Source organism: Mucilaginibacter sabulilitoris (assembly GCF_034262375.1).
Taxonomy (GTDB): Bacteria; Bacteroidota; Bacteroidia; order Sphingobacteriales; family Sphingobacteriaceae; genus Mucilaginibacter; species Mucilaginibacter sabulilitoris.
In genome coordinates, this window is the sequence record NZ_CP139558.1 from 4,271,501 (window position 1) to 4,297,630 (window position 26,130).

At 38.9% G+C, this 26,130-nt stretch carries 25 protein-coding genes and 1 riboswitch; of the genes, 11 read left to right on the forward strand and 14 right to left on the reverse strand.

Translation table 11 applies throughout. The features are described 5' to 3' along the window. Positions 1-8 precede the first annotated feature (8 nt). The 7 genes from SNE25_RS18455 to SNE25_RS18485 all read right to left on the reverse strand — a co-directional run bounded on the left by SNE25_RS18455 (position 9) and on the right by SNE25_RS18485 (position 7,350). Positions 9-2,207: a bifunctional alpha,alpha-trehalose-phosphate synthase (UDP-forming)/trehalose-phosphatase gene (locus SNE25_RS18455; protein WP_321560468.1), complete on the reverse strand. Its 2,199-nt coding sequence runs from the start codon at positions 2,205-2,207 to the stop codon at positions 9-11. Between the two features lie 166 nt (positions 2,208-2,373). Further along, the gene (locus SNE25_RS18460) at positions 2,374-2,853 is read right to left on the reverse strand and encodes a hypothetical protein (protein WP_321560469.1); all 480 of its coding nucleotides are present in this window, start codon (positions 2,851-2,853) and stop codon (positions 2,374-2,376) included. A 226-nt stretch (positions 2,854-3,079) separates the two neighbouring features. Next, positions 3,080-3,895, reverse strand: coding sequence for an SDR family oxidoreductase (locus tag SNE25_RS18465; protein ID WP_321560470.1), 816 nt, complete (start codon positions 3,893-3,895; stop codon positions 3,080-3,082). A 159-nt stretch (positions 3,896-4,054) separates the two neighbouring features. Then, positions 4,055-4,798, reverse strand: a complete 744-nt coding sequence (locus SNE25_RS18470; RefSeq protein WP_321560471.1) for a menaquinone biosynthetic enzyme MqnA/MqnD family protein — start codon at positions 4,796-4,798, stop codon at positions 4,055-4,057. A gap of 14 nt (positions 4,799-4,812) precedes the next feature. Further along, positions 4,813-5,433, reverse strand: a complete 621-nt coding sequence (locus tag SNE25_RS18475) for a histidine phosphatase family protein (protein WP_321560472.1) — start codon at positions 5,431-5,433, stop codon at positions 4,813-4,815. A gap of 108 nt (positions 5,434-5,541) precedes the next feature. Continuing rightward, entirely contained in the window at positions 5,542-6,735 is a 1,194-nt protein-coding gene (mqnE, locus tag SNE25_RS18480) for an aminofutalosine synthase MqnE (protein WP_321560473.1), read from the reverse strand. 93 nt (positions 6,736-6,828) lie between these two features. Next, entirely contained in the window at positions 6,829-7,350 is a 522-nt protein-coding gene (locus tag SNE25_RS18485) for a hypothetical protein (RefSeq protein WP_321560474.1), read from the reverse strand. 96 nt (positions 7,351-7,446) lie between these two features. On the opposite strand from SNE25_RS18485, the gene SNE25_RS18490 reads away from it, so the two are divergent. The 4 genes from SNE25_RS18490 to SNE25_RS18505 all read left to right on the forward strand — a co-directional run bounded on the left by SNE25_RS18490 (position 7,447) and on the right by SNE25_RS18505 (position 12,984). Continuing rightward, positions 7,447-8,562, forward strand: a complete 1,116-nt coding sequence (locus SNE25_RS18490) for a trans-sulfuration enzyme family protein (protein ID WP_321560475.1) — start codon at positions 7,447-7,449, stop codon at positions 8,560-8,562. A gap of 290 nt (positions 8,563-8,852) precedes the next feature. Then, positions 8,853-8,963: riboswitch (SAM riboswitch) on the forward strand. 251 nt (positions 8,964-9,214) lie between these two features. Then, positions 9,215-10,531, forward strand: a complete 1,317-nt coding sequence (locus SNE25_RS18495) for an O-acetylhomoserine aminocarboxypropyltransferase/cysteine synthase family protein (RefSeq protein ID WP_321560476.1) — start codon at positions 9,215-9,217, stop codon at positions 10,529-10,531. Between the two features lie 162 nt (positions 10,532-10,693). Further along, the gene (locus tag SNE25_RS18500; RefSeq protein WP_321560477.1) at positions 10,694-11,749 is read left to right on the forward strand and encodes a homoserine O-acetyltransferase family protein; all 1,056 of its coding nucleotides are present in this window, start codon (positions 10,694-10,696) and stop codon (positions 11,747-11,749) included. Continuing rightward, positions 11,749-12,984 carry a homoserine dehydrogenase gene (locus SNE25_RS18505; RefSeq protein ID WP_321560478.1) on the forward strand — a complete coding sequence of 412 codons (1,236 nt, stop codon included), beginning with the start codon at positions 11,749-11,751 and terminating at the stop codon, positions 12,982-12,984. Before SNE25_RS18500 ends, SNE25_RS18505 begins: the two co-directional genes overlap by 1 nt. Positions 12,985-13,048: 64 nt before the next feature. Here SNE25_RS18505 and gpmA read toward each other — a convergent pair whose 3' ends face one another. Beyond that, positions 13,049-13,738 carry a 2,3-diphosphoglycerate-dependent phosphoglycerate mutase gene (gene gpmA, locus SNE25_RS18510; RefSeq protein WP_321560479.1) on the reverse strand — a complete coding sequence of 230 codons (690 nt, stop codon included), beginning with the start codon at positions 13,736-13,738 and terminating at the stop codon, positions 13,049-13,051. 105 nt (positions 13,739-13,843) lie between these two features. Here gpmA and SNE25_RS18515 point away from each other — a divergent pair, with 105 nt between their 5' ends. Further along, positions 13,844-14,434, forward strand: a complete 591-nt coding sequence (locus tag SNE25_RS18515) for an acetate uptake transporter (RefSeq protein ID WP_321560480.1) — start codon at positions 13,844-13,846, stop codon at positions 14,432-14,434. A 36-nt stretch (positions 14,435-14,470) separates the two neighbouring features. Then, on the forward strand, positions 14,471-14,854 hold the full coding sequence (locus SNE25_RS18520) for an SRPBCC domain-containing protein (protein ID WP_321560481.1): 384 nt from the start codon (positions 14,471-14,473) through the stop codon (positions 14,852-14,854). Positions 14,855-14,952: 98 nt separating this feature from the next. Here SNE25_RS18520 and SNE25_RS18525 read toward each other — a convergent pair whose 3' ends face one another. The 5 genes from SNE25_RS18525 to SNE25_RS18545 form a co-directional block, all read right to left on the reverse strand. Further along, on the reverse strand, positions 14,953-16,329 hold the full coding sequence (locus SNE25_RS18525) for an OmpA family protein (protein ID WP_321560482.1): 1,377 nt from the start codon (positions 16,327-16,329) through the stop codon (positions 14,953-14,955). 467 nt (positions 16,330-16,796) lie between these two features. Next, a complete protein-coding gene (locus SNE25_RS18530) occupies positions 16,797-17,633 on the reverse strand; it encodes a maleylpyruvate isomerase N-terminal domain-containing protein (protein ID WP_321560483.1) in 837 nt (278 codons plus the stop codon). A 28-nt stretch (positions 17,634-17,661) separates the two neighbouring features. Further along, the gene (locus SNE25_RS18535) at positions 17,662-18,093 is read right to left on the reverse strand and encodes an OsmC family protein (protein ID WP_321560484.1); all 432 of its coding nucleotides are present in this window, start codon (positions 18,091-18,093) and stop codon (positions 17,662-17,664) included. Positions 18,094-18,183: 90 nt separating this feature from the next. Next, entirely contained in the window at positions 18,184-18,600 is a 417-nt protein-coding gene (locus SNE25_RS18540) for a DUF3052 domain-containing protein (RefSeq protein ID WP_321560485.1), read from the reverse strand. Continuing rightward, a complete protein-coding gene (locus SNE25_RS18545) occupies positions 18,600-19,034 on the reverse strand; it encodes a DinB family protein (RefSeq protein ID WP_321560486.1) in 435 nt (144 codons plus the stop codon). Before SNE25_RS18545 ends, SNE25_RS18540 begins: the two co-directional genes overlap by 1 nt. Before the next feature lie 83 nt (positions 19,035-19,117). On the opposite strand from SNE25_RS18545, the gene SNE25_RS18550 reads away from it, so the two are divergent. From SNE25_RS18550 to SNE25_RS18560, 3 genes are all read left to right on the forward strand, one after another. Then, the gene (locus SNE25_RS18550; protein WP_321560487.1) at positions 19,118-20,356 is read left to right on the forward strand and encodes a nucleoside recognition domain-containing protein; all 1,239 of its coding nucleotides are present in this window, start codon (positions 19,118-19,120) and stop codon (positions 20,354-20,356) included. A 594-nt stretch (positions 20,357-20,950) separates the two neighbouring features. Further along, entirely contained in the window at positions 20,951-21,583 is a 633-nt protein-coding gene (locus SNE25_RS18555; protein WP_321560488.1) for an RNA polymerase sigma factor, read from the forward strand. Continuing rightward, positions 21,580-22,893, forward strand: coding sequence for a hypothetical protein (locus tag SNE25_RS18560; RefSeq protein ID WP_321560489.1), 1,314 nt, complete (start codon positions 21,580-21,582; stop codon positions 22,891-22,893). Before SNE25_RS18555 ends, SNE25_RS18560 begins: the two co-directional genes overlap by 4 nt. 73 nt (positions 22,894-22,966) lie before the next feature. Here SNE25_RS18560 and SNE25_RS18565 read toward each other — a convergent pair whose 3' ends face one another. Then, the gene (locus tag SNE25_RS18565) at positions 22,967-23,635 is read right to left on the reverse strand and encodes an NAD-dependent epimerase/dehydratase family protein (RefSeq protein WP_321560490.1); all 669 of its coding nucleotides are present in this window, start codon (positions 23,633-23,635) and stop codon (positions 22,967-22,969) included. 209 nt (positions 23,636-23,844) lie between these two features. On the opposite strand from SNE25_RS18565, the gene SNE25_RS18570 reads away from it, so the two are divergent. Beyond that, positions 23,845-24,669, forward strand: a complete 825-nt coding sequence (locus SNE25_RS18570; protein WP_321560491.1) for a glycosyltransferase family 2 protein — start codon at positions 23,845-23,847, stop codon at positions 24,667-24,669. A 14-nt stretch (positions 24,670-24,683) separates the two neighbouring features. Continuing rightward, a complete protein-coding gene (locus SNE25_RS18575; RefSeq protein ID WP_321560492.1) occupies positions 24,684-26,099 on the forward strand; it encodes an oligosaccharide flippase family protein in 1,416 nt (471 codons plus the stop codon). Positions 26,100-26,130 lie beyond the last annotated feature (31 nt).

A 26,130-nucleotide genomic window follows, 5' to 3' on the forward strand; every position in this document is an offset into this window, starting at 1 on the left:
ATGAATTGTTATAATACAGGTTCATGGGTATGCTGAGCAAAGCTGGTCAATAGTTTGCGTACTTCGGCCGGGTTGCGCAGGTAAAACTTAGCTGCGGATAAGTTGCTTCCTACTTTTATGGTAATGGCGCTTTCCGGTAATGCTTTAAAGATATCTTCGTCGGTATAATCATCGCCAAAAGCGATAATAAAATCGTAGTCCTTGCCCTCAGTGAGAGTTAAAGCAGCTTTACCTTTATTAACATCCATATTCTTAACTTCCAGCACCTTATCCCCTGCTAAAAGTTGCAATCCTTTATCACTGGCAAGGTATTTCAGGTTATTCATTAATTCGCTGGCCCTAAGCTCGCCTAAACCATTTTGAGCTTTGCGGTAATGCCACACTAATGAATATGTTTTTTCTTCAATAAATGAACCCGGAGTTCGGTCTACATAAGTTTCCAGAATAGGATAAATATCATGTTTCCACTGGTCAGAAAGACCAGAGATCTTATGCCATGTAGTATTATGCTGCTTAAACCAAGCTCCATGCTCTGCTATAAGGTACATATTGGTATTGCTAAACCACTCGTCAAGATTCTCATGCTTGCGGCCACTGATCAATACTACCTGGTTAGCTGGATCCTCAATCAATTTGTTGATGATATTATATAACTCTCTGTCCGGACTGGCTTGTTCAATGTTTGATTTAAAATTTACCAATGTACCATCGTAATCTAAAAAGATGATGCGTTTTTTGGTTTTAATATACCGGTTAACGATGGATTGTTCTGTAGCAAAACTTACGTGCCTGGCCTGCATAGATCGCTGCATGAGTTTAACCTCTTTAAGGCGGTCCATAAAAATTTTAACCCAGTGCGAAATATTGAATTTTGCCACCAGTTGCCGCATGGGTATCATCCTTCTATGCTGCTCTTCCAGCGGCATATTAATAGCCTGCAATATGGCCCGGCAAACCTCGCCGGTGTTGTTAGGGTTAACAATAATAGCGTCAATTAATTCTTTAGACGCACCAGCCATTTCGCTCATAATCAATACCCCATCATTATTAATACGACTGGCTACATACTCTTTGCTCACCAGGTTCATACCATCGCGCATGGGCGTTATCAGGCATACATCGGCAGTATAAAATAATGCAGAAAGCATCTCGATCGGGAACGAACGGTAGTAATAATGTATTGGTGTCCAATCCATGGTTCGGTATATGGAATTGATGTTACCTACCTTTTTATCAATTTCATCACGCAGGTGTGCATATTGCGGGACAGTATCTCGCGACGGCACTACGATCATGTACAACGCTATTTTTTCAATGCATTCCGGACATAACTGCAGCATGAGTTCAAAGGCTTGTAAACGTTGTAATATACCCTTGCTATAATCAAGCCTATCAATAGACAAGATCAATTTATTGCCTTTAAAATTATTCCTGATGAGCTCTACCTGTTCCTGAACTTCGGGCTGTAAAGGGAGTGTTGCATATTTCTGCTCGTCTATGCCCATCGGAAATGACTCAATCACGATGGAACGCTCATCCATAGTAATGATATTTGATGAAGATGCTACAGGCAAAATGCGGGTAGCTGACCCTAAAAAGTGGCGCACATCATCAAATGTATGGAACCCGATCAGATCGGCACCTAAAATACCTTCCAGTAATTCAGAGCGCCAAGGGATAAGTCTGAACATTTCGTGCGAAGGAAATGGTATATGCAGGAAAAAGCCGATAGAAACATCGGGCAGTTCCTGCCTTACCAAACCCGGTACGAGCAATAGCTGATAATCATGCACCCAGATAACATCACCGGGTTCAGCAATACTTAATATAATATCCCTGAACTTTTGATTTACAGCTTTATAATAGTCCCAGTTTGATTGCTTATAATTGGCATACGTTGAGGCATAATAATGAAAAACCGGCCATAGCACCTCGTTAGAAAATCCTTCGTAATATTGATTGATTTCTTCCTGGTCAAGAAAAACCGGAATAAGGCTTAATTCTTTTAATTGATGTGTTACCTGGTCTTTATCCTGCTGGTCGGTTATTTCTACTCCGGGCCACCCTATCCACACATTATCACCCTGTTTATATATTGAACCTAATCCGGTTGCTAAGCCTCCCTCACTTGGTGATAAAATATAATCATCGTCTGATTTGGAAATTTTAACTGGTAGCCGGTTAGATACAATTATGGTTTTAGACATGTTGTTACTTTATAATTAATAATTTTATTACTTATTAATAAAGGTAAAAACGGCCGATTTGTTTGTCAAATAATAACAATAAGTGCAAATTTGACACTTTTTATATAATGGAAAAGCCACCCCAATATGTCGGGATGGCTTTCAACTATGAAAACTTTTTGGGGAATTATTTTACTTGTTGGAAAAACTCAACATTAGCTTGTTGTGTAATTCTTACCAACACTTCATGAGTATCATTTTTCAGATCAACGAAGTAAGAAGTTGGGTCGATAGAGTCATTTACATCGGTATTAGCTTGGTAAACAATAACTTCACCAATTTCATAACCTTTGTAATCTTTAGCAATTTGTTTTAAAGTTTTAGCAGGGATAGCTTTTGCGTCAACTCTTTGTGTTACACCTAAAAACTCACCGTTAAGATTGTAGAAAGCTGTTTTCTTAACACCATCTACAGTGAAGGTAGCTTTTTGAGTATTTTTAGTTACTGTCCAGTTAACGTCTTTTGCATCAGCAAAATCAACTGTGAAACCATGCAGAGCTACGTAAGAAACATTAGTTCCACCATCTATTCTTTTAGCGCCATCAGCGGCGAAAACATTAACACTTAATAAAGCGGCAATTGCGGTTGTTAAAAATATCTTTTTCATGTTCGTTTAAATTTTAAATCCATAACAAAAGTATGTCAAGATTGTCAATCTGACAAATAAAAATAAACTTTTATGAATATTTTATAATTATATATGTTTTTTGATAAAAAATTTAAATTTTAGCAATCTACTTAGTGTATAATTTACAATATGTAAATATAAAAACGCATAAAAAAATCGATCTGAGCCAAGCTAAACCGATTTTTCACTTCATCTTAACCTTAATTTAACCGTTATCTGCGAAGCCAGGGTACAAAGTCATGCCGCCATCCATAAAAATAGTGGTGCCGGTTATGTAATCTGCCTCGTCAGATGCAAGCCAGGCGGCAAGTTTTCCAATGTCGTGGGGCTTACCAATCCGGTTATAAGGTATCAGGGTTAATAACTTATCTAATGCTTCGGGTGTTTCCCAGGCAGCTTTATTAATAGGTGTTTGTATAGCGCCTGGGCCTATACCTATTACCCTTATTTTATGAGGTGCCAGTTCCTGCGCAATACTTTTCATAAACATACTAATGCCGCCTTTACTGGCAGCATAATTAACGTGCCCTCCCCATGGTATTACTTCATGAACGCTGCTCATACAAATAATTTTACCTGCTGCCTGGCTTCGTTCTTCTACAATTCCCCTGCGTATAAACTCGCGCGCAGCCTCGCGCGAACATAGAAACTGACCGGTAAGATTAACACTAATTACTTTATTCCAATCGTCCAGACTCATATCTACAAAACTCGAATCTCTTTGTAAACCAGCATTGTTTACCAAAATATCTATGGTACCATACTGTGCGTACATTTGTGCAAACATGGCTTTCACTTCGGCTTCCTGGCTAACATCGGCTTTCACAGCAAAGGCTTCCCCGCCTGTAGCTTTAATTTCGTTGACTGTGGCTTCGGCGGCAGCCTGGTTATGTGCATAATTTATAACTAGTTTGGCACCGGAGGCGGCTAAAGCCAGGGCAACACCTTTGCCTATACCACTATCGGCACCGGTAACCAGGGCCGCTTGTCCTTTTAATGATGGGAATGTATTTGTATTCATTGATAAATGAGATTTTAATTGTTTTAATATAACCAATGTATTTTACATCATAAGGTTTTAAAACATTAAAATATTCGGCTACATGATGATTTCGCTATAAAACAAAAAGAGACGCAATTGTGCGTCTCTTTTTGTAATTAAAATGTGTTAAAAGCTTTATTATAAAGCTTTTATATACTCTAAAAACCTATAAAATGCCTTCTTTTTATCCTCTGTTAGGTCAAAATCAATTTTATGCATCAGGTAATCTTTAATGTCGAAATCATCACGCATAGGTAACTCATCAAAAAGTTCGGCGCGGTGGTCAAGACCATATTTCATGGCCGCATTAAACTCGTTCATAAAATCCTGCGGGATAGGTTTGTTGGCTATCCAAGCGGCGAACATAAAAGGTAACCCAGTAAATTTCTGCCATTCTTCGGCAAGATCATATACAAATTTGTATTTGTCTTTTTTACCAAAAGTACGGTCGCCTATCTGCACAAATGCGGTATTTGGCTCAGTCGACTGTGCATAATCGCCTGCGTTCCTGATAAGTTCGGGACTTAGCTGCCAATGATTTTTTAATAATACCAGCGCAAGATTATTTGACGAGCGCGATTCAGGATCAAGCTGCAGGTATTTTACATCTTTAATATCGCAATTACTAAATATAAAAACTGAATTTACTGCGCCCACAGCGCCAATGCAATAGTCTGATATAATTTCCCACTGCGGAAGGCTAAGTGTTGCTGCAACGGGAATAAGTCCGATGTCAACCACATCATCAATAAGTTTTTGGGCACAGTCTGACGGCATGTCAAGGCTTAATTCAATTTTGTCTGATATTCCGCTATGTTGGATACCATATATAAAGGGCTTGGTGTTAGTGTAGCTTACAGCTGATATTCTTATTTTATTCACAGAAACGCTCTCTTTCAGGGTTGTTTTAAATGTTCGGCATTATTAAAATCGGCAATCTCAAATTTTTCGCCGTCATAAATTACTTTATATAGCACCAGGTTTTGATGCGGGAATGTGTCCATTTGGGTAAGCGGCACATTTGTTAATATGCAGAGTAACAATCGCATAGCACGACCGTGCATACATATTAATACAGTTTTTTCTTCCGGATGGCTCATGATGATATCAAGCGCCTCCCGTTCGCGAAGTTCTACTTCATTAGGACTTTCGCCGCCTTCAAATTTACTGTCCAGCCGACCGTCGAGCCAGTCGCGCATGATCTGTAAAAAAGCGGCTTTATTTTGAGTGGTACTTGGCTGGCCTTCGTGGATACCCCAGGCAAGCTCATCTAAACCTGATAGTTTTTCATATGGGATACCTGAATCAATAAATTTCTGAACGGTTTGCTGCGTTCGTTTTAAGGCTGAAACATATATTTTATCAAATGGTATCGTTTGGTAAGCTTCAAAAAACAATGAAGCTTGCTTACGTCCTTCATCATTTAAATCGGTATCCATTCCACGCCCCTGTACAATACCTTGTCTGTTAAGTTCTGTTTGGCCGTGGCGTACTATATATAAGGTCTTTTGTATCATTCTTTTTTAAGCCTAAAGCTAAAAGCCGTAGGCATAAAGCTTTGTCTGCTTTATTTATTAATTGCCATTCCCAAGCTTTCGGTGTTTTGCTTTCGGCCTCCAGTTTAGCTAATTAATAACAGGTAATTTATAGTAGTGGGGTTTACTTTCTTCCGGAAATTCAAAATCAGTAAAATCAGCTACTACATTATATAATGTATCGCGTTCAATAGGTTGCCTGCCCACGTTTTTAATCAGCTCAACCAACTGTTTGGTACTCATACCGGGATGCTGCTCTTCGGCACCGGCCATGGAGTATATTTTGGTAGTATCATCAAGTGTACCGTCAATATCATCTACCCCAAAGTTTAAAGATAATTGTGCAGTAGTACGGCTGATCATAGCCCAATAAGCTTTGATGTGATCAAAATTATCAAGATAAATACGCGATACAGCGTAATTGCGCAGATCTTCCACTACCGTAGATTCCGGCACATGTGACATCTGGTTGTCCTGGTTACGGAATTTTAACGGGATAAAAGTCTGGAACCCTCCGGTTTTATCTTGCAACTGGCGTAAGCGCTCCATATGATCAACGCGGTGCCAGTATTTTTCAATGTGCCCATATAGCATGGTAGCGTTAGAGCGACCACCCAGCTTGTGCCACTCTTCATGAATGGCCAGCCATTGATCGCCGGTGCATTTATCCTTAGATATCTGATCGCGGACTTCAGGATGAAATATTTCGGCACCACCGCCTGGGATGGATTGTAAACCAGCTTCCTGCATCAGGCGCATTCCGGTTGCATAATCAATTTTGGCTTTTTTAAATATATAATGATATTCTACGGGTGTTAACGCTTTAATATGTAATTCGGGACGATGTGCTTTTATGCGACTGAAAAGCTCCTGATAAAAAGGTACATCGTATTGAGGTAAAACCCCTCCTACTATATGAACTTCAGTAACAGGTTCCCCGTCATATTTGGTTACCATATTAAACATTTCATCCATGGTATATTCCCAACCTTCAGATTTTTGCTTGAGCAGACGCGAATAAGAGCAAAACTTGCAATCGTAAACGCAAAGATTGGTAGGCTCAATATGAAAATTACGATTGAAGAATGTTTTATGGCCGTGCCGTTTTTCGCGAATGTAATTGGCTAAAACGCCCAGATAACCCAGGTCTCCCTGTTCATACAATATTACGCCTTCATCAAAGGTGATGCGTTGATTGTTTAGTACTTTTTCGGCAATGTGCTTTAAATCAGCGGACAAATCCGGATTTTGCAATAATAACTGTAAATTACCTTCAGCTTCCATGTAAAAAACTTTGGGCAAATGTACTAAAAAGGATAAAACTATGCTTAATAAGATAATTCATTGCCCAACCAGAAGTGAGTAATGACATTAAATTTACAGAGCGGTAATTGATGAAATTATAATGCCGGTAACACAATCATCCTGGCAACCTTTTGGCCTATAACCACAATTAGATATCATGCCGTTGTTGTTTGCTTCAAAATATATATCATTATTTTTAGGATCTACCCTAAGCCAATTGGTGCGTGCCTTTGTATAAATATCATCTAATGTAAGTAATTCGCCACCTTGGTTACCATGGGTATTCAAGCTCGTGTTTTCTTCATGCCAATGTGCAGTAGTATCTATGGCATGGGTACTATCCGGCCGTACCCGAAGGGAGACGAAATCTCTTGAAACAATTTTACCATTGTTAACGCCGATTTTTATTTCGGCGCTGTAACCGAAAACAGAGCCTTGATTTTGTGTATAGCTATAGGAATTATGAACGCTGCTCTTATAGTTTAACCATGCCTTATAACTTTTATTAAATTCGTTTCCATTAGCGATATCATCTTTTTTACAGCTGTTTAAGCATATTAAAACAATAATGACAGGAATATAAAAGGTTTTCATGATTCAGGCTTTTTTGGAATATTACGCAAAAAAATCCCCGCATGCTACACCTAATAAAAATAATCTTATTTAATTTGGCCGGATATCATATACAAAATGAAAACTGAAACTATAGCAATACACGCCGGAAATAAGAAGGATGAATCGTCGAAAGCTGTAATACAGCCAATTATATTATCAACCACCTTTGAACGTGGTATTGATGGTGATTTTCCAGGCGGGCATATCTACAGTCGTTCATCAAACCCTAACCGGGAATCGTTGGAGAATGTACTTGCCAAATTAGAAGGCGGCGCCGATGCTGCGTCTTTTTCTTCGGGCAATGCAGCAGGCATGTCAGTATTTCAGTCGTTGGCGCCGGGTACGCATGTTATAGCTCCCGATGATATGTATCATGGGTTACGTAACCAGCTTAAAAATTTGTTCGCTGATATTTTAACTTTTGATTTTATTGATGTTAACAACACCACAATACTACAGCAGCATATTAAGCCTGAAACCGGTTTAATATGGGTTGAAACCCCATCAAATCCGCTGCTTAAAATAACCGATATTAAAAAGATAGTGGCCATTGCCAAACCTAAAGGTATTAAAGTAGCTTGCGATAACACTTTTGCCACGCCCATTTGTCAGCAGCCCATTACTTTAGGTGCTGATCTGGTAATGCACTCAGCCACAAAATATTTTGGCGGTCACAGCGACCTAATGGGTGGCGCATTAATTACCGCCGAAAAAAATGAATGGTGGGCTAAGATACGCCAGGTACAGGAAATGGGTGGCGCTATCCCCTCTCCAACCGATTGCTATATGCTGGCCCGCAGCATCAAAACCCTGCCTTACCGGGTTAAGGGCCATGTGCATAATGCACAGTTGTTAGCGGAGTTTTTAGAAAAACATCCGGGAGTTGAAAAGGTAATGTATCCGGGGTTGCCGTCTCATCCACAGTACGCTATTGCCAAAGAGCAGATGCTGGCGTTTGGAGGAATGTTATCTTTTATTGTTAGAGGCGATGAAGAACACACCCGCACTGTAATAAATAAACTGCAACTATTTACCAGGGCCACAAGCCTTGGCGGAGTTGAAAGCCTGGTTGAGCACCGGGCAACTGTTGAGGGGCCTGATACCAAAACACCACGAAATTTGCTTAGGGTATCTGTGGGTTTAGAGCATATCGACGATTTGGTAGCTGATTTGGATCAGGCGTTGTCCTGAGGCGAAAGGTAAGATAAAAGGTTTTTAATGTCGACTATTGAATGCTGAATTTTGAATATCGAAATAGCATTTTCTTTTATTAATTCATCATTTGATATTCGGTGTTCGATGTTCAATATTGTTTAATTTTTCCCTTCATTATTCAAAATTTGATAGCCCTTTTACCCTTAACCCTTCGCCTTTAACCTAAATATAAAATTTAATTTGGTATTTTAATTAATATCCGCTTATCTTTGAAACATTATTTGGTAGTAATACCATGATCAATTCTCCGCAATAGTTCGGGTGTTGATTTATAAAGAAGCGGCGAGAGATCAGGCTCAGCGACCCGCTGGCAACCCTTCAATTTTGAAGAAGGTGCCAATTCCTGTCCCGGAAAATAACCCCGGGGAATATAAATTTATAACCATGAAAAGTTTAGTTAAAATTTCTACAAGCAACATTTCTGAAACCTCAAACGGTACTATACAAAATATTAGCTTCAATATTGGCTGTATTTGTATGTGTTGCTGCTGTTGATTGACCAAACGCGTTCAATCTTTTCAACTGCGAAAAGCACGTGTTTTAAAACCGGTACAGATCATTACCGGAATTGCCAAAGTCCATCAGATCATCAAAAAAATTTAATTAAACACCTTAAAAACGTACTATTATGTCTGCCAGCAATTTAAAATTCGAAACCTTACAATTACATGCCGGTCAGGAAGTTGATGCAACTACCGGCGCCCGGGCTGTTCCGCTTTATCAAACCACATCTTATGTATTTAATAATGCCGAGCATGGTGCCAACCTTTTCGCGCTAAAAGAATTTGGCAATATTTATACCCGCATCATGAACCCTACTACTGATGTTTTTGAAAAACGGATAGCGGCTTTAGAGGGTGGCGTTGCAGCATTGGCCACGGCTTCGGGTCAGGCATCGCAATTTCTGGCTTTAAATAATATAATGCAAGCTGGCGATAATTTTGTAACCTCTCCTTTTTTATATGGAGGTACTTATAATCAGTTTAAAGTTGCCTTTAAGCGTTTGGGTATTGAGGCTCGTTTTGCCAAAGATGATACTGCCGAAAGTCTGGAGACTTTAATTGACGATAAAACCAAAGCTATATTCCTGGAAACCGTAGGTAATCCAGGTTTCACTATTGCCGATTTTGATAAAGTGGGTGCTTTGGCAAAAAAGCACGATTTACCTTTAATAGTTGATAATACTTTCGGGGCAGCAGGATACCTGTTTCGCCCGCTTGATCATGGGGCACATATTGTTGTGCAGTCATCTACCAAATGGATAGGCGGTCATGGTACTACAATAGGCGGTGTAATTGTTGATGGTGGCAATTACAACTGGGCAAACGGCAAGTTTCCGCAATTTACAGAGCCATCAGAAGGCTATCACGGCCTTGTATTTTCTGATGTATTTGGTATTGGCGGGCCATTTGGCAATATTCAATTCATTATACGGGCCCGTGTAGAAGGGCTACGTGATTTTGGTCCGGCGCAAGCTCCGTTTAATTCATGGCTGAATATACAGGGCTTGGAAACACTTTCATTACGTGTACAGCGCCATGTTGATAATGCACTTGAGCTGGCTAAATGGCTGGAACAGCATCCGCAAGTGGTCTCGGTTAATTATCCTGGCCTGCCGTCATCTCCATACCATGTATTGGCCAAAAAATATTTAAAAAATGGTTTTGGTGGTGTATTGTCATTTGAAATTAAAGGCGATAAACAACAGGCAAGCAACTTTATCGACAGTTTACAATTAGTAAGTCACCTGGCTAATTTAGGTGATGCCAAAACATTGATCATTCAGCCATCGGCAACCACGCATCAGCAATTATCTGATGCCGAACAACTATCTGCCGGGGTTACGCCGGCAGGGTTACGCGTATCGGTAGGTATTGAACATATTGATGATATAAAAGCCGATTTTGAACAGGCTTTTGCCAAAATAAAGCAGCTTGCTGCATAGTTTAATATAGTTTTTTAAGTGAAATAGTAAAGTTATAACGGGATGCGATTGTTAGAAAGTAATAAGTATTAAGTGATGAGTATTGAGTTCGCTTTTTCAACTCAATACTCATCACTCACTACTCAAAACTACCAGTCGCTCCCGGGATAACAAAACAAAAGAATGAATACAGAGATATTTAAGTACACACAAACGTTTGAGTTCGAATCGGGCCAGGAAATACAGGATCTGGAAATTGGTTTTCATACTTATGGAAGGTTAAATAAAGAAAAGGATAATGTTGTATGGGTATGCCACGCACTTACCGCCAACGCCGATGTTTTTGACTGGTGGAAAGGTTTTGCCGGTACAGGTCACCTATTTAATCCTGAGGAACATTTTATTGTGTGTGCCAATATATTGGGGTCGCCTTATGGCACAACTAACCCGCTTAGTATTAATCCGGTAACCGGGCAACCATATTATCAGGCGTTTCCCCAATTTACAATAAGGGATATTGTTAAGGCACATCAATTACTGGCAGATCATTTACAGATAGATCATATACATATTTTGATAGGTGGTTCGCTTGGCGGGCAACAAGCTATTGAATGGGCTATTATAGAGCCCGAACGTATTAAAAATCTTATACTGATTGCGACCAACGCACGCCACTCACCATGGGGAATCGCGTTTAACGAATCTCAACGCCTGGCTATCAGTACCGATCGTACTTTTTATGCCAACACACCCGATGGAGGTCAAAAAGGACTTAAAGCGGCGCGAAGCATAGCCCTGCTCTCCTATCGCGGTTATAAAACCTATTCGGTAACCCAGCAGGAAGAAACTGATGGCAAAACAGATGATTACCGTGCGGCTACGTATCAAAACTATCAGGGGCAAAAACTGGTGAACAGGTTTAATGCTTATAGCTACTGGTACCTGACCAAAACCATGGATTCGCACAATGTGGGCCGTAACCGCAGCAGCGTTGAAAAAGCATTGAGTCTGATTAAAGCACGTACGCTGGTAATCGGCATTAAATCAGATGTCTTATTCCCCATTGAAGAACAACAATATTTATTTCATCATATACCTAAATCGGCCTTTGCCGAACTGGATTCATTTTACGGCCACGATGGTTTCCTGATCGAAACAGAGGCTTTAACAAATATTATTACATCGTTTTTTAAAACTGATGTAAAAGGAAAAATTATAGAATTGCAACGTACAGCGTAATGAGTAAAAAGTTAAATATAGGATTATTTGGATTTGGGGTAGTTGGTCAGGGATTGTATGATATTATCAAAACCAAACATCTGAACATAGAGATAGTAAAATTTGCTATAAAGGATCCGAATAAAAAACGTACACTACCGGCTGAATTATTTACAACTGATAAAGATGAGTTGCTGAATAACCCCGAGATAAACACTATTGTAGAATTGATAAATGATACAGAAGCAGCATTTGAAATAGTTTCGAGAGCATTAAGCTCCGGTAAAAATGTAGTATCTGCCAGTAAAAAAATGATCGCTCTCCATTTGGAAGAATTGATAGAGCTGCAGCATAAACATGGTACCTCGTTATTATACGAGGGTGCGGTTTGCGGCAGTATCCCGATTATCCGCAACCTGGAAGAATATTATGATAATGAATTACTGCATTCTATCAGTGGTATTTTTAATGGTTCGTCAAATTACATACTGTCCAAAGGATTTATAGAAGGTTTAGATTATAACAGCGCCCTGAAACAAGCTCAAGATCTGGGTTTTGCTGAAACCGATCCGACTAGTGATGTTGGAGGCTTTGATGCCAAATATAAGCTGGTAATTGCTGCCGCGCATGCTTATGGTGTAATTGTAGAGCCCGACGAAGTATTTAATTTAGGTATCCAAAATCTTGGTGCCCAGGATTTGCAATACGCTCGTGAAAAGAACCTGAAAATTAAACTGGTGCCGGTAGCCAAAGAGCTTGATGAAAGAAATGTGGCCCTGTTTGTATTACCCAAATTTGTAAACGAAACCGAGTTTTTATACAACGTAGAATATGAATATAACGGTGTAACTGTACAGGCGGCTTTTGCCGATCAGCAGTTCTTTTTTGGAAAAGGTGCTGGTGGCCACCCTACCGGCTCGGCAGTGTTATCGGATATAGCTGCATTACGCTACAATTATCAATACGAGTATAAAAAGGCAAAGGAAAAAACAGACCTTAACTTTACCAACAATATTGAATTGAACATCTACCTCAGATATGATGACGAAAGTTTAGTTGAAGCATTAAATTTTGAACATATACAGGAACGCTATTATTCAGGTAATTATAAGTTTGTTATCGGAAAAATCAATTTGCAAAATCTGATCGACAATCAAAACCGTATATCTGAAAGCAAGGCATTTATCGCTTTTGCCGATCAGCTCACCGGGGTTAGCTTAGCATCGGCATCAAAACAAGCTGCCGAAGCTGTATAATAACATTTAAGTTGTTTGTGATAAAAAGGCTCCATACTTGGAGCCTTTTTCATTTCTATATAGTTTAATCAAGATAGTAATGTCTGATCTGGTTCAGTCCGTGGTCAAGTTCATACACCCATGGTGTAGCAGTAGGTATTTCAAGCTTGCTTACATCCTCGTCGCTAAGGTTATCAATGTATTTTATTAATGAACGTAAACTGTTGCCATGTGCTACTACAATTACCTTCTGATTTCGCCGCATGGTGTTTACTATGGTTTCGTTCCAGAAAGGTAGTACCCTATCCATCGTTTCGCTCAGGTTTTCGGTTAATGGCAGTTCACGGTCTGTAAGATCCTTATACCGAAGATCATGTCCTGGGTAACGGGGATCTTCCTTAGTTATAGCTGGCGGATGCTCATTTGGGTCGCGCCGCCACTTTTGTACCTGTTCAAGCCCATATTTAGCAATGGCGTCATCCTTATTCATGCCCTGCAGATCGCCGTAGAAACGTTCATTCAGGCGCCATGATTTTTCAACAGGTATCCATAGGTGATCAAGCTCCTCTAACACAAAGTGCATCGTTTTTATTGATCGTTTTAAATAGGATGTAAAACCGGCATCAAAATTATATCCGTTCTTTTTTAATATGCGACCTGCATTTTTGGCCTGTATGTATCCATTTTCAGATAAATCAACATCTTCCCAGCCGGTAAAGCGGTTTTCCAGGTTCCATTCGCTTTCGCCATGTCGTACTAATACTATTTTTTGCATAGGTATTTATTTAACATAAAAGTAACTGTTCAGTTGTAAAAAAAATTGTATAATATTTATAAATCAATTAGATTGCGGTAAACCAATAAAAAACTTCAACCTATTATGATTCCTACTACACCAGTAACGGTAAAAGATGGCATTGCCAATCCCGCTCCTCTTGGTCTTTGTGCTTTTGGCATGACTACTGTATTGTTAAACATTCACAATGCCGGTTTTTTTGAAATGAACACCATGATATTAGCCATGGGCATATTTTATGGCGGACTGGCCCAGGTTATTGCTGGTGTTATTGAAGCCAAAAAGAATAATACGTTTGGCTTAACCGCATTTACATCTTACGGCTTCTTCTGGCTTTCGTTGGTAGGTCTGCTGGTTATGCCTAAACTGGGTTGGGGAGCTGCTCCATCAGAAGGTGCAATGTGCGCCTATTTAAGTATATGGGGAGTATTTACCTTATTGTTGTTTTTCGGCACTTTAAAACTAAACAGGGCGCTGCAATTTGTTTTTGCCTCATTAACCATATTATTCTTTTTGCTGGTAGCAGGTGATGCTACCGGAAATAGCGACATAAAGCATCTGGCTGGATATGAAGGTATCATCTGCGGGGCATCGGCCATATATACCGGTATTGCTAATGTACTGAACGAAATTTATGGCAAGGTTGTAATGCCCGTAGGCCCTGTTAATGTTTAATTTAAAAGCTAAAATTAATTCTGCTAAATTGCGCAGGTGAAAGATTTTAAAAAATATTACAATATTCCGGCTACGCCCGATGAAATTTATATGGCCCTTACTAATCCTGTTACCATGGAACTTTGGACAGGTGAAGTGGCAGAAATGTCTACTGAAGCAGGCTCTGAATTTTCTATGTGGGACGGCAGTATAACCGGAAAAAACCTGGAGTTTGAGCCAGGCAAAAAAATAGTACAGCAGTGGTATTTTGAAGGTGAGTCTGATAATTCTGTTGTAACCATTAAACTGCATCCCGATAAAAAAGGTTCATCTGTTGAACTTCGGCACACCAATATTCCGGATGCCGATTATGATGGCATGGTTGACGGATGGAACAATAGCTATTTTGGCGCATTGCAGGAGTTTTTTGAAGGAGAATAAAGCTTCTTCCTCGTAAAAAGATATCATTAAAACAGAAAAGCCGCTCAATTGAGCAGCTTTTCTTGTTATAGGGATTTTCCATGAGAAAATCTTTGCTATTAATATAAAGTAAATTCAACCCTGCGGTTAGCCTGACGGCCGGCAGCAGTTTTGTTGGTTGCAATAGGCTGTGTTTGACCATAACCTGTAGCTTCAATACGTGATGCATTTGCACCTTTACTTACCAAATAAGATTTAACCGATTCAGCACGGTCTTTCGATAATCTCATGTTCAGATCAGCAGATCCGGTGTTATCTGTATGGCCGGCAAGTTTTAAGCTGAAGTTTTTGTCAATTAATAAATTGGCTACCCTATCCAAACTTGGATATGAGTGAGCACGGATAGTTGCCTTACCCAAATCAAACTCCAGGTTTTTAATCGCATCCTTAACAACCTTTTTGTCTTCTTCAGTTACATAAACAACCGGTTTAGCAAGCGGACAACCTGAGCCATCTACTTTTGTTCCTGCCGGTGTATTCGGGCATTTGTCGTTAACATCAACCACGCCGTCTCCGTCGCTGTCTGTTGTTAATTTGGCAAGGTTGGCATTAGTAGTGTTCAAATCATTTCTTAACTGGTCGTTTTTAGCTTTTTCTGCATCAATTTGTTGTTGTAACAAAGTTTTGGTTTGTTGATTTTCCCATAGGTATTCTTTGCGCATAGATGATACCGGATTATGAGTGGCCATTTGTGGTTTTTTACGGCTGCCCAAGGCAAACTCTAAGCCTACGTGTGCGTAAGAGAATCTATCATTGGTTGATCCGCTGTTAAAGCCATCGAAGTTATCAGATTGTACAAAGTTTACAGTATAACCCAAATCAAGGTTAACACCTGGAGCAATATCGAACTTTAAACCCAGGCCAAGCGGAATGAATATTTCATTTATGGAGCCTTTGCCATCAGTTTTAAAATTTGTTTCCTGGCCACCCGGCGTTGTAATTTTAGGTGTATAGTTCATGTTACCTGCACCTACAGTTAAATAAGGCTGGATAAATGGTTTGTCATGGCGCCAGTTAATATTAGCCAATGTAATGTTAGCACTTAAAGCCGCCGACCAATTGATATTGGTTGTGTATTGGCTATAAATTGTGTTACCCGCTACATCAGGCTGGCTGTTGTTACCTCTTACTTTACCTCTAAGGAAATCAGCCTGGATACCTAACGAAGGTAGAATTTGGCCTTTGATGTAAGCGCCATAACCAAACTGTTCGGTGGGGTTTTTAAAATCCTGTCGGCTATTGGTACCAAAAATGGTGTAAGGCGTTAACATACCGCCATGAACACCTATTGACCAGGTGCGGAGATTACTGCCACCTGAAAAAGGTTTAACATAATCATTGCCCGCTGCGGTAGTATCGGCGGTTTGTGCAAATAGTTTACCACCTACCATAAGTCCTGTAAGTAGTAGTGTGGCTCTTTTAAAATTTGATTTCATATCGTTGTGTTTAATTATAGGTTTATTGTTCACTAAACCATAACTCTAACAGACAACATTAATGCCATCAAGATTTATTGAAGTTTTGTTTGTATGCTAAAAGCTCATCAATTTTCTACGTGTTAATATCAGAGAATTTTAGATAAATAACTGACAGAGCATTATTTAAGAGGCTGATTTGGGTCGATGAAAAAACAGTGTTTTAACGGATTGAAGCGATGATTCATTAACTTTTTGTACAAAATGGTTAATGAGTTGAAAATAGTACAATGTGTATTAAAAACCTTATTTTATGATATATTTATATAATACCATAATTAACTATAAGTATAACGGAGCTTGATAATTAAAATTAAAAGATGAAATTTAGATGAAAAATGCATTTTTTCTAAATTTATGACGAAAGAATGAAAGGGTAAACTATGTATTTAATATGTAATATTATTATATTAATAAGTATTAAAATATTAAGCCATTACAGCTACCATGTCAAATAGCTTCTCCCCCAATGTTATATCGCCATGTAATGAAGAATTCTGTAAAGCTTGCTGACGGCTAACCCCTTTTGTGAAAAGTTTCCAGGCAATATCCGGATTGATATTTACTAAACAATCTGCAGGTTTATTATTGTCTGTAATTAATACCCACTTATCGGTGCTTTTTTGAAGGTACCAGCTTCCTCCTGTTTCGCCGGTAATAATTACTTCAATAAGAGTATTTTCTTTATCTTCTACGTTTCGATAAGTGTGGGGAAGCCCCTGCATTAAAGTGTTTATAAATGGATAAAACAGTTCCCGGTGCATAATGCCCGGCTTGTTTACAGCTTCACGTATTTGCTGCTGATGATGCCATTTTTCTGTATACTCACGGGCAATATGGAACCAGTTTACCGATTGCTCCTCTCCTGCCCAGGCCACAGAAAATATGGCCGGTGCAAATAAATCCTGTGAAGCCATATATTCAGAATATTGTTTCCCGGTTATTTCTAATAATTCTGTGAGCAACGCCGGACTTACCCTTTTCATAGCTTTTACCCAGGTTGCATTTAATTCATTAAGATAGTCAACAAGCTCCCGGTAATTATTAATACTTGATGGAGTTTCGCCCGTAAAATGCTGTTGGGATGATATGGTGCGCATATTTCCATCCAACAAATGAGCAGCCACATCTTTAACCTTCCATAGCCGGGCTAAAGTAGGCTTGTCCCAGTCCTCGGGGGATAAAGATTTAAGCAGATCAATAAGTAATCGATCAAGAACCGGGAAAAGGTGCGTGGTTTGTATAGGTACGTCCTTATGCTCCATTCAAAAATTTATTAATCCGGCCAATAAACTATTCAGCCGGATGTACAAAAACCTTTGATTTAATCTCCGCACCCGCTTTGCCTAAGGTAGCGGCAACCGAACAATACTTGTTTAATGACAGCTCTACAGCGCGGGCGGCTTTATCCTCATCAATATCGCCATACAAATGAAACTCAATTTCAATATCCTGCCATAATGAAGGTTCTTTGCCAGCTTCACGCTCGCCGTTAACTATCATTTTATAATCTCTTACATCCTGGCGCTGTTTTTTAAGAATACTGATAACGTCAATACCTGAACATCCGGCAAGCCCCATTAAAAGCATTTGCATAGGGCGCACACCAAAATCCTCACCACCACTTTCGGGGCTGCTATCCATTTTTACCGTATGACCATTGGCATCAACCGCTTCAAATCCAAAATCGCCGTGTACACGTTTAAGTTCTATTTTGTTAGGCATGTTAAATATATTATACTGCTAAGTTATGTATTTGTATGCGCTTAGTAAAGTAAGTGGGTATTGTTTATAGATATTTTAAAGAAAATGATCTCAAGCTGATGGTTCTCTGTCTTTTATAGGTATCACCAATTTTAAGCCCGACCATATCTCGTCAACAGCGCAAACCTTAATATCAACCAATCCTATTTTGAGGGCCAAATCCCTGATCAAGTCTTCAGTCACATCACTATGTACTCTTGATGCTTTTTTCGGCCATGAAACCCATATCATGCCATTGGGCTTAATCCTGGTTTTAAGAACAGGCAAAAGGGTTAATAGTTCGTCTTTTTTGAGTGTAAAGAAATGGATAAGGTCTTTTTTAGAGGTTTCATCGCTTTCTAAACATACGTTGGCTGGCATATCTGTGAATAATTCCATATAATGATCCGGTGCATTAATCAGCATCACTTTAAAAGACGGTTTAATGCCCAGCTTTTTTGCAAGAGGTGTGCCCGAATATCCTGTCATTACATTATCTGCTTTAAATGATGTTTTAAATGTGCCACATAATCGGCTGCAAGCCATTGAACAGTTTGCAGGTTAGGCTCTTGTTTACTGTTATCACATCGGGCACTTAACCTATTTGCCGGATAATTTTTTAATACGCGAATAATTTGATTGTTTAGCAACTTCCATAAGTTAAGCAACTCATTGATATCTGCATCCTGGTAATGCTGCACCGCAACCCAGGCGTCCTGCTCATAAGTAAGCTTAAAATTTTCCTCATAAGTGCACCGTATAAACCTTTGCAGATTAATCTGCGCACTATCTGTTAAATGACCAATGATTTCTTTGTTTGACCATTTGCTGGGAGAAGGCCTTATTTCCCATTCAACCTCTTGACGCCTTACCGCAAGAAAAGCATTAATTGTATCGGATAATAATTGTATAGTATCATTCATTTATGAAGCATTAAAAAAGTATTAAAGATTGTTATTTCATATTAAATAACAAAACCATTAACTTCAAAGCCTTAAACACATCTATGACCCTTAACTATATCTGGATAGCATTTTTTCTGATCGCATTTGTAGTTGCTTTAATAAAATTAATTTTTTTAGGCGATACAGAGGCTTTTAAATTATTGGTTGATGGCATTTTCAGCTCTTCCAAGTCATCCGTAATAGATATAGCTTTACCACTTGTAGGTGCCATGGCTTTTTGGCTGGGTATACTTAACATAGGCGAAAAAGCCGGAGCTATTAATTTTCTGTCGCGTATTGTCGGGCCATTTTTTAGCAGGCTTTTTCCGGAAGTGCCCAAAAATCATCCGGCTACCGGGCAAATGTTGATGAACTTTTCTGCTAATTTACTTGGGCTCGACAATGCAGCCACCCCACTCGGATTAAAAGCCATGGGAAGTTTGCAGGAATTAAACCCGGATAAAGATTCGGCATCAAACGCCCAGATCATGTTTTTGGTGCTTCATACCTCAGGTTTGCAATTGTTACCAGTAACGATTATCGCGCAGCGCGCCATATTAAATGCTGCCAACCCTACCGATGTATTTATACCGTGTATCATAGCAACTTATGTAGCTACCGTGGTTGGCTTATTGGTGGTAGCCGTTAAACAAAAAATAAACCTGTTCGACCGTGTTATTATTACCTGGTTGGGTGGTTTAACTACACTCATAACACTCATGGTTTGGTGCTTTACGCATTATTTAACCAAAGGCCAAATCAGCACCATATCAACAATTGCCAGTAACCTTTTACTTTTTACTGTACCCGTATTGTTTATTCTGGGTGGTTTGATTAAAAAGATAAATGTATTTGACGTTTTTATTGAAGGAGCTAAAGGTGGTTTTGAAACATCGGTAAAGATCATTCCTTATTTAGTAGCCATGCTGGTAGGTATCAGCGTTTTTAGAAACTGCGGTGCCCTTGATTATATGAATGAGTGTTTGCGTTGGGTCTGTATTCAGTTTAACTGGGATACCCGTTTTGTTGACGCTATGCCGGTTGCTTATATGAAGCCGCTTAGCGGATCAGGTTCAAAAGCCATGATGATCAATACTATGCAAACTTTTGGTGTTGACAGTTTTGCAGGGCGCCTGGGCTGCATATTCAACGGTTCGGCCGATACCACTTTTTATATTGTGGCGTTATATTTTGGATCGGTTGGCATCAAAAAATCACGTTATGCCATTCCCGCTGGTTTAATAGCCGATTTCGCAGGCATTATAACCGCCGTATTGGTGGCTTATTTATTTTTTGGCTAATTATTTTTCCTCAGCTCCTCTGTTATACTATATAAACAGGCCAGGGCCCAATCGGTAAATGCGGGCTTACAATTTAAAAGAAAAGGCATTAATGCTGGTTTATGGTACCGTACCGGCGGCCAGGGCGGCCCAGGTGCAGTAGTAGTTTCTCTTATATTCGATTTATTCATTAATAAAGACGGTGGTGAAAAATTGCGTTTGGGTGTAAGTCACGATGCACCTTTTTCCGGTTTAAATTATAGTAACACCAGTGGATCTTCAGAGGGGAGTATAGGGTATGAAACCACACTCCCATCTCGCACAGATGCTTACCGTAAATTTGAAGGGTCAAGGCGCTGTTATGATTTTTATTAATAGCTCAATTAGCTGTTTATATAGGTGTTTTCAAAATAAACTACTTCCCTTGTTCTCTAACTTTACAATGTATCATTTACTGTTTTTAATCAACTTATTAATAGTTATCTTTCTCCAATAATTTAAGATTATTTAATTCTTTAATATTTTATTAAAAAAATCGTAGCCCGGGCAACCTTTAGATATCAGATAACGTGATAACTACAAATAATGACAAACTAACCCATTAGAACCCCGTATATGGGAGAAGCGGAACTACAACAACTGATTGCCGGCTGTTTACAGCATAGCAGAAAGGATCAGAAAATGCTTTATAAGGCATTTTATGGTTTTGCTATGAGTATATGTCTGCGTTATGCGGGTAACCGCTACGAGGCTTCTGAAATTATGAACCAGGGGTTTTTAAAAGTGTTTACCAATTTACATAAATACGATACCGGGAGGCCCTTTATTGCCTGGGTTGGCCGTATCATGATGAATACTTCGGTAGATTATTACAGGAGCAACCTGAAACTATCGCTCACTGATGATCTTGAAGCCGCGGAGGATATAGGCCATTATGAACTCCCCGATCAGAAACTAAATTACGATGATCTGATAGGAATGATTCAACAATTGCCCAATGCTTACCGCACTGTGTTTAATTTATTTGCAATTGAAGGGTTTTCGCATGAGGAGATCGCTACACAGCTAAATATTAGTACGGGAACATCAAAATCAAATTTGTTTAAGGCGAGGGAAAAATTAAAACTTATGGTTCTTAACTCCGGGAAACTTCCGGATAATAACTCTGAAGACACACGACACAAAATTATCGCTATAGGCGCTATCAGTATCGGGTTGTCATATTTGATTGAATTAATAATGAGATGAAAGAGAAAAACGAAAATAAATTAGATCAGCTATTCAAAGACGGATTATCCGGCTCTGAAGATCATATTGCTTTTCGTGAGGAGGATTGGGCTTCTATGGAACGGCTACTGGATAATAAACCCAGTAAAAAATCAGTACTTATCAGGAGGGTATATTATGCAACGGGTATAGCAGCAATTCTGTTGCTCGCGTTTGGTTTATATTTCTTTAATAGAACAGATAAAACTGATAACACACAGGACAAGTTATACGGTAACAATAAGCCGAAAAACAATAAGATTCCCAACAAAGGTAATAACGACCAAACCAGTCAACCGTTAAAAAGGGACGTAGTTCCAAATCTTCCGGCTGGTAGTGAAAGTTTGGGGAGCAGCAACGTGCACAGTCGGGGGATTAAACCGGGCTCGTCCATACCTGTTGACCGGAATGGCCGTTATTTTTCAGATAATTCAAATCAAAGCAAGAGTGCTCAGGCGCCTATAATAACTAAAACACCAGGTGATAGCTCAACTAATACAAGTAACAACGAAACTACAAATAGCAATATAACTGATCCATCAAAAATAGCATCCAACAATACTCAGCAACAGAATAATCTTACTGTAACCACACCGCCAGATACTGCTGCCAATGTAACAACTCCGGAACAACAGGTAAAGACCAAATCAGATAAAATATCGATTAAGCCTATACTGAGAACCGGCCCGCGCTTTACGCTGAGTATACTTGCGGCACCTGACATTAATGCCGTTAACTCGTTTAACAAAAATCAGGTTGGTACAAATTTTGGCCTGCAGGTAGCAATGCATCTGTCTAAGAAGTTCAGTATATCAACCGGCGCAGCTTATGCTATTAAGCCCTATCAGGCAGACGGGAACCAGTATAACTCGCTTAACTGGCAAGGCAGGGCAGCTACCGATCTGCCAAATTATATAGCGGCCAACTGTAAAGTTTTGGATATACCGGTAAATCTTAATTACCAATTTTATTCAAAAGGGAAAAATGCCTTTGCATTGGGAACGGGCTTGTCGTCATATATTATGCTAAGAGAAAACTACCATTTTGATTTTGACGATGGTAGCGGCAGACCGTCATATGACGTGCAGGTAAGTAATCGCAATCAACACTGGTTTGGCGTAGTAAATATTAATGCTACCTACGAACGCAGGATAAACTCAAAATTCAGTACTGTAATACAGCCGTATGTTAAGCTTCCGCTTACCGGAATTGGGAACGGACGCGTTGACCTGAAATCAACAGGTGTAGCGCTTGGTGTAAGCTGGAATATTAATTCTTTTAAACAAAAATAACACCACTAAAACTTCATAAAAAGCTCCTTGTATTGACGAATGCAGGGCGCTTTTTTATGAAGTAAGTAACTGATTATATGTCTTTAGCCAATAAAATAATGTCTTTCCCCTCTATAATATTTTGGGTGTATCCGTTTTGGGTGATATAGATCATGGCCAGTGATAATTCCTGCAAAGTACAAAACCCCTTTGGGTATAAGGCCCGACCTATTGGAAACAACCATCCTATGTATTTATAAAAATTGTGGGTGTTTGATAAACCTTCTATAGGTTTAATAAAACCCGGCCTAAAGGCAAATACTTGTTTAAACGGAAGTTTCATCAGATCATTTTCTGTTTTTCCTTTTACACTGGCCCAGCCTTTACCCTTTTCCTGGCTATCAGTGCCTGCTCCGGACACATAGCAAAATGTCATTTCCTTATTCAATCTGCTCAGGGTTTCAGCAACATGGATAGTTAGCGTATAGGTTAACCTGTAATACTCATCAACCTTCATACCCACAGACGAAACACCCAGGCAAAAAAAGCAGGCATTATAATTGGATAATTCATTTTCGATAGCAGAAAGGTTAAAAAAATCGGTATAAATTATTTCTTTAAGCTTAGGGTGTGAAACCCCTGCGGGCTTCCTGTTGATAACCAAAACCGCTTCAACATCGGGATGCTGTAAACATTCGTGCATTACCCCTTCTCCTACCATTCCGGTGGCACCGGTTACAATTACCTTTAGCTTCGTTTCCATAATTATTTACAAGGTAAAATAAATGTATCTCCCGATATTTTTATTCAGGATCATTGTTAAAAATATTAAAATAAAAAGATAATACTTTTTATTTCCGGGCAACCCTTTGCTATAAATGAACGATATAATTATATAAAGGTTTACTTTTTATGCTGGGCAGGGCCAAACCTTACTCCTACCCGGGATTGACAAATTTAAATTATCTACACATGGTTCCCGTTTCTGTTGTAATTATTACTAAAAACGAAGCTGAAATGATTAGCCGCAGTATTACTATGCTGAAGCAAATCACTGACGATATTATTGTGGTAGATAATGACAGTACAGATCAAACAGTAAGCATAACCAAACAAAACGGTTGCCGCGTATATCAGAAAAATTGGGATGGTTATGGAGCTAACAAAAATAAAGGTATTGAATTGGCCCGGTATAACTGGATACTAAGTATTGATGCCGACGAAATACCTGACACTGCCTTATTAATTTCAATTGCCCAATTGAAGTTTAATGACAACAATACCGTTTACGATATACCTTTTAAAGCCTATTACGGTAATAAACCCATAAACTTTGGTAACTGGGGACGTGATCATCATATCCGTTTGTTTAACCGTACCCGTGTTAAATGGTCCGAACCTCCAGTACATGAAACGCTGATACTCCCGCGAAATGTAAGTGTAAAAAAACTGAATGGGCATTTACACCATTATTCGGTTAAAAATGCCAGTGAACATGAAGCTAAAATTGTCCATTATGCACAACTTAGTGCTTTAAAATATTTACAGAGCGGCAAAAAAGCCGGTTTTGTAAAACTATACATTGCTCCTGTATTCCACTTTGTAAAAACATATATATTTCTATTAGGATTTTTGGATGGTAAAGAAGGTTGGTACATTGCTAAAATGGCCATGAAAAGTACCTGGTTAAAATATCATTACCTTAGTAAGGCCCAACAAGCACCTAAACAAAAAAACTATCAGAATGGCATTCCTGTTATGGCATACGAATATAAAGCTGATATTCATACTGAATAAATCAGGTACCTTTCATGAGTAAAAAACTGGTTCAAAATCTTTCTGCCAATGCGCTTCAACTGGTAGTTAACCAGTTATTTGGTGTGCTCATGTTTTATGTTCTTTCGATAAATCTTGATAAGCACGATTTTGGACTGATTAATCTTGCATTAACTGTAGTATTTACCGCATTTAATATTCTTTCATTTGGGATTGACCAGGTAGTAGTTAAAAAGGTAGCCCATGGAGATGATGCCGGTTCTGTGCTATCTATTTATGTATTTCATGCGGTTTTTGCAGGATTTTTATTCTACGGGGCTCTTTTGTTAGGACAGTTTTTTTTTGCAGATCATAATCAGCTTTACCATCTTATATTGTTTATTGGTGCAGGTAAGCTTATGATCTTTTTTTCAACTCCACTCAAACAAATATCAAGTGGAATGGAAAAATTCAAATTATTGGCTTATATGCTTGTTGTATCAAATGTGGTAAGGGGTACCGCCTTAGTAATATTGGCAGCAACCCATTTTATGAACACAGATAATATTATATTGGTATTCATAGCAGGCGACGCTCTGGAGCTGATTGTTTCTGTTTATCTCTTTAATAAATATACACACATCCCAATATTACCGAGATGGAATAAAGTTGAATATACACAACTACTGCGCGAATCGTTACCACAGGTTGGTGTAGTGCTCATTACATCGGCGCTGGCCCGTTTCGATTGGTTATTTATCGGGTTCATGGTTTCGGCAGTGAAACTGGCGGAGTATAGTTTTGCTTATAAGGTATTTGAAATATCAACCCTCCCGCTGTTAGTTATATCTCCATTACTAATACCGCGATTTACTAAATTATTCAAGAATGAAAATTACAAAGGGGACGATCTGAAACTAATTGTAAGAATGGAGATGATCGTTGCTGGCTTTACTGTCCTGTTGATTAATATGTGCTGGATCCCGGTTATTGATCTTGTTACCTCAGGCAAATATGGAGCGGTAAATATCCATACTATATTCATATTATCATTATGCCTGCCGTTTATTTATCTAACCAATTTTTTGTGGACTATTTTATTTGTGCAGAATAAGCTAAAAATGATCTTCCATATCTTTTTAATTACTTTTAGCATAAACGTTGCCGGTGATTTACTACTTATACCTTTTTTTGCAAATGAAGGTGCAGCTATAGCCTTTTTAACCTCCTGTGTGATACAAACCATTTTGTTTGTTGCGAAAAACAAGGTTGGTGAGCTAAAGGATACACTATTTACTTTAGCAAAATGCACAGTTTGTGCTTTGTTAAGTGGTTTACTCGCAAAAGTGTTATTTCAAAATACCTGCCTAAGTGTAATTATTTCAATTATTTTTTACCTTTTGACATTATTGTTTGCCAGGCAAATAAAATCTGCCGACCGTACAAATCTTCTGAGGATATTGAATTGGTAAAATAATAAACCATTCGCTCTTCTATACAGGC

What these genes read in the sequence shown, in the direction of transcription:
- SNE25_RS18455 (WP_321560468.1), bottom strand. Translation starts at nt 2,207, where the DNA reads ATGTCTAAAACCATAATTGTATCTAACCGGCTACCAGTTAAAATTTCC.
- SNE25_RS18460 (WP_321560469.1), bottom strand. Translation starts at nt 2,853, where the DNA reads ATGAAAAAGATATTTTTAACAACCGCAATTGCCGCTTTATTAAGTGTT.
- SNE25_RS18465 (WP_321560470.1), bottom strand. Translation starts at nt 3,895, where the DNA reads ATGAATACAAATACATTCCCATCATTAAAAGGACAAGCGGCCCTGGTT.
- SNE25_RS18475 (WP_321560472.1), bottom strand. Translation starts at nt 5,433, where the DNA reads ATGATACAAAAGACCTTATATATAGTACGCCACGGCCAAACAGAACTT.
- mqnE (WP_321560473.1), bottom strand. Translation starts at nt 6,735, where the DNA reads ATGGAAGCTGAAGGTAATTTACAGTTATTATTGCAAAATCCGGATTTG.
- SNE25_RS18485 (WP_321560474.1), bottom strand. Translation starts at nt 7,350, where the DNA reads ATGAAAACCTTTTATATTCCTGTCATTATTGTTTTAATATGCTTAAAC.
- SNE25_RS18490 (WP_321560475.1), top strand. Translation starts at nt 7,447, where the DNA reads ATGAAAACTGAAACTATAGCAATACACGCCGGAAATAAGAAGGATGAA.
- SNE25_RS18495 (WP_321560476.1), top strand. Translation starts at nt 9,215, where the DNA reads ATGTCTGCCAGCAATTTAAAATTCGAAACCTTACAATTACATGCCGGT.
- SNE25_RS18500 (WP_321560477.1), top strand. Translation starts at nt 10,694, where the DNA reads ATGAATACAGAGATATTTAAGTACACACAAACGTTTGAGTTCGAATCG.
- SNE25_RS18505 (WP_321560478.1), top strand. Translation starts at nt 11,749, where the DNA reads ATGAGTAAAAAGTTAAATATAGGATTATTTGGATTTGGGGTAGTTGGT.
- gpmA (WP_321560479.1), bottom strand. Translation starts at nt 13,738, where the DNA reads ATGCAAAAAATAGTATTAGTACGACATGGCGAAAGCGAATGGAACCTG.
- SNE25_RS18515 (WP_321560480.1), top strand. Translation starts at nt 13,844, where the DNA reads ATGATTCCTACTACACCAGTAACGGTAAAAGATGGCATTGCCAATCCC.
- SNE25_RS18525 (WP_321560482.1), bottom strand. Translation starts at nt 16,329, where the DNA reads ATGAAATCAAATTTTAAAAGAGCCACACTACTACTTACAGGACTTATG.
- SNE25_RS18530 (WP_321560483.1), bottom strand. Translation starts at nt 17,633, where the DNA reads ATGGAGCATAAGGACGTACCTATACAAACCACGCACCTTTTCCCGGTT.
- SNE25_RS18535 (WP_321560484.1), bottom strand. Translation starts at nt 18,093, where the DNA reads ATGCCTAACAAAATAGAACTTAAACGTGTACACGGCGATTTTGGATTT.
- SNE25_RS18540 (WP_321560485.1), bottom strand. Translation starts at nt 18,600, where the DNA reads ATGACAGGATATTCGGGCACACCTCTTGCAAAAAAGCTGGGCATTAAA.
- SNE25_RS18545 (WP_321560486.1), bottom strand. Translation starts at nt 19,034, where the DNA reads ATGAATGATACTATACAATTATTATCCGATACAATTAATGCTTTTCTT.
- SNE25_RS18550 (WP_321560487.1), top strand. Translation starts at nt 19,118, where the DNA reads ATGACCCTTAACTATATCTGGATAGCATTTTTTCTGATCGCATTTGTA.
- SNE25_RS18555 (WP_321560488.1), top strand. Translation starts at nt 20,951, where the DNA reads ATGGGAGAAGCGGAACTACAACAACTGATTGCCGGCTGTTTACAGCAT.
- SNE25_RS18560 (WP_321560489.1), top strand. Translation starts at nt 21,580, where the DNA reads ATGAAAGAGAAAAACGAAAATAAATTAGATCAGCTATTCAAAGACGGA.
- SNE25_RS18565 (WP_321560490.1), bottom strand. Translation starts at nt 23,635, where the DNA reads ATGGAAACGAAGCTAAAGGTAATTGTAACCGGTGCCACCGGAATGGTA.
- SNE25_RS18570 (WP_321560491.1), top strand. Translation starts at nt 23,845, where the DNA reads ATGGTTCCCGTTTCTGTTGTAATTATTACTAAAAACGAAGCTGAAATG.
- SNE25_RS18575 (WP_321560492.1), top strand. Translation starts at nt 24,684, where the DNA reads ATGAGTAAAAAACTGGTTCAAAATCTTTCTGCCAATGCGCTTCAACTG.